The sequence below is a fragment of the Cupriavidus sp. YR651 genome, assembly GCF_900101625.1.
Lineage (GTDB): Bacteria > Pseudomonadota > Gammaproteobacteria > Burkholderiales > Burkholderiaceae > Cupriavidus.
Window position 1 is genome coordinate 1 of the sequence record NZ_FMYZ01000041.1, and the last position, 4,937, is coordinate 4,937.

Annotated in this window: 4 protein-coding genes and 3 pseudogenes; 3 read left to right on the forward strand and 4 right to left on the reverse strand. The window is 55.9% G+C overall.

Annotation, left to right across the window (positions count from 1 at the left end; genetic code table 11):
* From BLR29_RS32320 to BLR29_RS31765, 3 genes and pseudogenes are all read left to right on the forward strand, one after another.
* Positions 1 to 160 (forward strand): annotated as a pseudogene (locus BLR29_RS32320) (IS5/IS1182 family transposase); the annotation flags it as partial.
* A gap of 440 nt (positions 161 to 600) precedes the next feature.
* Entirely contained in the window at positions 601 to 1,494 is an 894-nt protein-coding gene (locus BLR29_RS31760) for a DUF4238 domain-containing protein (protein WP_092144081.1), read from the forward strand.
* Positions 1,495 to 1,590: 96 nt separating this feature from the next.
* Positions 1,591 to 2,958, forward strand: coding sequence for a hypothetical protein (locus BLR29_RS31765; protein ID WP_092144084.1), 1,368 nt, complete (start codon positions 1,591 to 1,593; stop codon positions 2,956 to 2,958).
* 269 nt (positions 2,959 to 3,227) lie between these two features.
* On the opposite strand, the gene BLR29_RS32660 is transcribed toward BLR29_RS31765, so the two are convergent.
* The 4 genes and pseudogenes from BLR29_RS32660 to BLR29_RS31785 all read right to left on the reverse strand — a co-directional run.
* Positions 3,228 to 3,581: a hypothetical protein gene (locus BLR29_RS32660; protein WP_176861126.1), complete on the reverse strand. Its 354-nt coding sequence runs from the start codon at positions 3,579 to 3,581 to the stop codon at positions 3,228 to 3,230.
* 29 nt (positions 3,582 to 3,610) lie between these two features.
* Positions 3,611 to 3,919 (reverse strand): annotated as a pseudogene (locus tag BLR29_RS31775) (IS30 family transposase); the annotation flags it as partial.
* A gap of 204 nt (positions 3,920 to 4,123) precedes the next feature.
* Positions 4,124 to 4,579 (reverse strand): annotated as a pseudogene (locus BLR29_RS31780) (transposase); the annotation flags it as partial.
* A gap of 7 nt (positions 4,580 to 4,586) precedes the next feature.
* Positions 4,587 to 4,937: IS30 family transposase (locus BLR29_RS31785; protein ID WP_143018590.1), on the reverse strand; the 351-nt coding region annotated here is incomplete at its 5' end.

Consider the following 4,937-nt stretch of genomic DNA (forward strand, 5'->3'; position numbering starts at 1 on the left):
GCTTAAACACTGGATGGGATCGACTCACTTCCTGACGAAGTCGTTAGAGCATGTAAGCACTGAAATGAGCCTGCACGTGCTCGCATACAATCTCAAACGGGTAATCAGGGTGCTAGGAATCGCCAAAATGATGAAAGCGGTAAAGCTGGCGGGGGCATAAGCCCTTCTTGGCGATCTTTTAACGCTCGTGAGGAGCCTCACAGCCAATTAGGAAGGCATTACCGCCTTCGGTGTCGAATCGGCACTGAATCGACACCGAAAGGAACGCCAGGCGCGACCTACGTATATGGACGCGACCAGGGCAGCCCACTGACCGTTTCCACACGGCCTCGGCCGGACCCGGTCGTCGGGCCCAATACACAGGCCGGTCTGGCTCAATTGGCAGCTACCGACCCTCCCCGGACGTTGAGCCCGGCCTCACTCTAGGGCCGCTTTGCGATGTCAAACGGCCGTCCGCACATGCGAATAGGCGGGGAACAGAGGCCTTAGTGCGGCACTGCGATCAGCGCGGGTACGCACACTCGGGGGGGAAACACGAAGCATTACGGAGGTAGGACCGAGCTGGCAGAATGGCAGGCAGCCCGACAGCCAGCACCCTATATGCCTGCCAACGAACGTCATCACTACGTCCCGCAGTTCTACCTCAACGGCTGGTGTACGCCGGACGAGCAGGCGCAGGGCGAACGCCTCTACCGATACCAATGGAAGGGCGGACGCCTCCTTGTCGAGCGGGCTCACCCACGCTCTACCGGCAGTCTAGATCGGCTCTACTCCCTCGACAGCGTGCCGCCAGAAAGGCAGCAGCAGATTGAGAAGGATTTCTTAGCAGGGGTGATCGAGGCCCCAGCAGGACTGGTCCTGAACAAAATGCGAACGTCGGGACGTGGGCACGATCTCACAATGCAAGAGCGTCACGTTTGGACGCGATTCCTGATGGCGCAGCGGATTCGCCCGCCCGAGATTGTCCGCTTCCTGCATGACCAGGCTCCGCCCCATCTCCGGGAAGTCCTCGCGGCAAATCCCGAGCAGTATCAAGCGTTAAAGGAGGGGGAGGACCCAGAGACGCTGTTGGAATGGGTGGAGCACGCAAAGCCGGGATTGATCGAGGACTTCGGGAAACTGCTTATACCGTCGTTGATCCTTGATGACCGAGCCTACAACCGCATCATCCGAATGGAATGGTGGCAGATGGACTTCAGCGGCACGGGCATACCGCTACTGAGCAGCGATCACCCCTTGGTCATCATTCCGGGAATAGATCACCCCGGTTGCGTCATTGCTATGCCCATCAGCCCGCGCTTCGCCTTCTTTGCTTGCCCGGAAAAGGGTGTAGCAGAGTACCTTGCGAAGTTCTACGGCCTTCGATCCTTGGCCGAATGGCTCAACTTCCAAGTGGTTCGGATGGCGAATGCCCAGGTGTACGCCGTAGACACCAGCCTCACCTACTTTGTGCGCGCGCATCTGGCGCCGGCGGAACTGCTGTCTCTCGGCTAAGCCCGCTCGCGGGGCGCTGATGTATGATTTTCGGAATCCGGTGGTTCCGGCACAGGAATATCGTTCAATGGCGACATACCACGAGTCCGATACCTGATGTTGACGCAAACAACCACGTACACACCATATATGTTGACCGTCAGTGAAAATGCATTCCGGGACTACTTGTTTCAACATCACAAGGAGGATTTTTCCACCCTCGTCGTCGGTCGGCGTGAGCCGGTGAAATGGACGGAAAATTCTTTTCCGCCCATCCGATTTCTGTTGCAGCAGCGCGCAGAACGCAAGATCAATGAAATACTCGACAATCTGCAGGCCCTCGTTCTGACGTCGAAGGAACTGCGGCTTGACCGCGGTGCACTGCATCCGACTCGGGTTGACTTGCTCGGAAACTCGGAATCGACCGGGTTGACCATCATCGAACTGAAGAAATCGAATCAGACGGAGCGCCAAGCCTTCACAGAGTTGTTGGCGTATTCCAACTACTTCGGTTCACTCTTCCCCGGTCTCAAAGAGTCGGCCGTGACATCAGTTCTTGTAGCGCCGATGGAAGGCCGGACCGTCAAGGATGCGTTTGTTCAGGAGCTTGTCTCTAACGAGAAAAACATCATCGCGCTGATCCCGCACGAAGACGCAGGAAAATTCACGTTGGAGGTCTTCTACCCCGGCGAAGAATATTACCAGGCCTTCGAGCGGAACATCTTGAACGACAGTTCGATGATTTGCGTTGCCCTTTCGTTCCCGATGATCGAAGGCTGGATCGATTCTGATGGAGGCATGGACGGAAGCACTCCACCAGACTACACCCTCGACGCGCTTAATGTTATTAGTAACTCGATCGCCCGAAGGCTGGAAGCCGAGGGTTTTCATGCTCTCATTTACGCAAACCAGAAATGGGGAGAGGTAGCGACGCTTTTTCCCAACCCAAATACCATCGTCGTCGCAGCGATGAATCCCTTCTGCTCGTATCGCACATCAGTCCATGAGGGTGTAGTCTATGGCCGCTCAGATGAAGGCCGGCTTGCGCAGGTTCAGGCGATCTACGATCAACTCACTGACGATGGAAAGGACTATTGGATCGATACCATGGAGAGCAATTTTCACGACAAGCTTATCCGGGTTTCGCGCGAACAGTTCGAATTTTGCTTCTTGAGCACGACAGGCAGGATTCGGCCGGAGATTTCGCTGCCTGATTGGTACGGCTTGAAGACAAGTTTCGTTGATGCGGTCACCACACATAACCTCAATCTGCATCGGACCGGTCTGCTTCGAGAGATCTATCTTGAATACATCGAGTACGTCTATGACAAGAAGGTCGATGAGATTTTCTACAGCGATGATCTTCCTAAATTCGCCTATAAAACGCTGACCCCGTTCCTGGCAAGCTGGGAAATTTTCAGGGGGCTGGGCTACGACGAAGATGAGGATGCGGACGGCGACCAACGTGACGAAGACGACGAATAGCTTGGGCGGAGCAGGGTAACGTTTTGGCGGGTCATCGTCGAATCGCCGGTTCACAGTCGCGTTGAAAAATGGCGGCTCGTGGCTCTTCATCGGACATTGTCCGACAGATTGTAAAGGATCGTTTATGGCCGACTGCAGCTCCTGACCAGCCGACAAGGAAGATGCTAGAGAGTCGGTCTTTAAACGAGATCGTACGTCCGAAGGTGGCGCTTGAGCTGCACCCATGGGCCACCCAGCGCATCAGTGATGCGCGCTGTTCCACCGGCCATTTAACGAACGCAAATACCCAGTAGAAGATCAGATTGAGCGGCGGGACCAACATCAGGATGCACAGGCAGCCGGAATATCCTGCTTTTTGCAAAATACGCGCCGCCGGCACCAAATACACGATTAGGATCAAAATTATAATAGCCCAGTGCCAGATGCTCAGATGTTCCACGCCTTCCCCTCCCCGAGAGTTCGACCGAGCCCAGCCAGGGCGTTATCAAAATGAGGCCCCAATTTAGCATCAGAGAAACTACCCGCGCCATCGATTGTGCCAGATCGAGCCCTGGAGCGGCTGACGCTCCGCAGTTGAACGTATAAAGATCGCGTTCTTTATTACCTTTAGGCTTACGTGTCATTTCCGGCCTTATCCCGGCATGACCCCGAATAGGCTGCTGCCTTTGGGGAAGTACTGCCGGAGCAGTCCGTAGATATTCTCGTTCGTGCCTCGCTGCCATGGGCTTTGCGAATCGCAAAAGTAGACCTGCATGTCCGTCGCGATCGTAAATCGCTTGTGTTGTGCGAGTTCCATGCCTCTATCCCATGTAATCGATTTGCGTAGTTGCGCAGGCAGCTTTTGAACCTATTTGATCAGCGCGGAAACCGCACTGTCAGTATCCTTGCCTTTCACTTTCACGAGATTGGTGAAGCGGGAATGACGCTCCACCAGAGTCGCGATGTGCGTGTTATTCGAGCCGCCGTTCGACGCTCGGCTACGTCGGCCCGATGGAGTTCGAAAAGTCTCAAGGAGCTTAGCAGGCTGCTGAAGTACTCACCGCGCAAGAGGCAGAGCTTCCCCTACCAGGCTGATGGGTTCGCTATTTTCACAATCCGGAAGCCGGGCGTCACTGCATCGAATCTTTCGGCGATTTGGCGCTCATTTCCGGCCTCATTACCGCGATTACTGCAACTGCGGACGGATTTGTCCCAGCGAGCGCATGCGCACGAGGTTGTAGGCGGCCATGCTCAGCACGAACATCTGGTCGACCTTCTTTAGTCCGCGCACCATCACCTGGCGCATGCGCCCCACGGTCTTGGCCCAACCAAAGCCTTGTTCGATCAGCTTGCGCTTCTGCTGCGAGACGGCATAACCGGCGCTGCAAGCAATGGCATCAGGAACGGCCGAGCGCCGCCCCGACGTGTTCTGTGCCACGTGGGGCGTCACCTTCATTTCCAGGCAAGCTTGGATGAACTCCTGCGCGTCATAGCCTTTGTCCGCGCCCACGGTGATTTCCACATTCAGGTCTTCAGTCACCTGCCTGGCATCGTTGAGCATGACCTTCGCGGCCTCGCGCTCGGCGTGTCCGTCCGCATTGGTCACCATGGCGCTCACCACCAGCCCGTGGCGGTTGTCGCTTGCAGATTCAACCGGTCGATGCAACAGCTTGTTGGAATCGTTCAGCCGGTGTATCGAAGTTTAGTGTCTTGCGCGGACGTTCGTTGAGCCGCCTGGCAATGGCGTTGAGCTTAGCTTGCGAATAGACCGACAGATCGGTGCCTTTCGGGAAGTATTGTCTCAATAAACCATTAGTGTTCTCGTTGGAGCCGCGTTGCCACGGATGCTGAGGATCGCAGAAGTAGACCTGGATGTCCGTGGCCACGGTGAAACGTTGGTGGCCGGCCATCTCCGTGCCACGATCCCAAGTCAGCGACTTGTAGAGTTCCTGTGGGAGCTTGCCGGCATGCTTGATCAGAGCGTTGACGACAGCCTCGGA

Coding starts and splice junctions, on each gene's coding strand:
- BLR29_RS31760 (WP_092144081.1), top strand. CDS start 601: ATGCCTGCCAACGAACGTCATCACTACGTCCCGCAGTTCTACCTCAAC.
- BLR29_RS31765 (WP_092144084.1), top strand. CDS start 1,591: ATGTTGACGCAAACAACCACGTACACACCATATATGTTGACCGTCAGT.
- BLR29_RS32660 (WP_176861126.1), bottom strand. CDS start 3,581: ATGACACGTAAGCCTAAAGGTAATAAAGAACGCGATCTTTATACGTTC.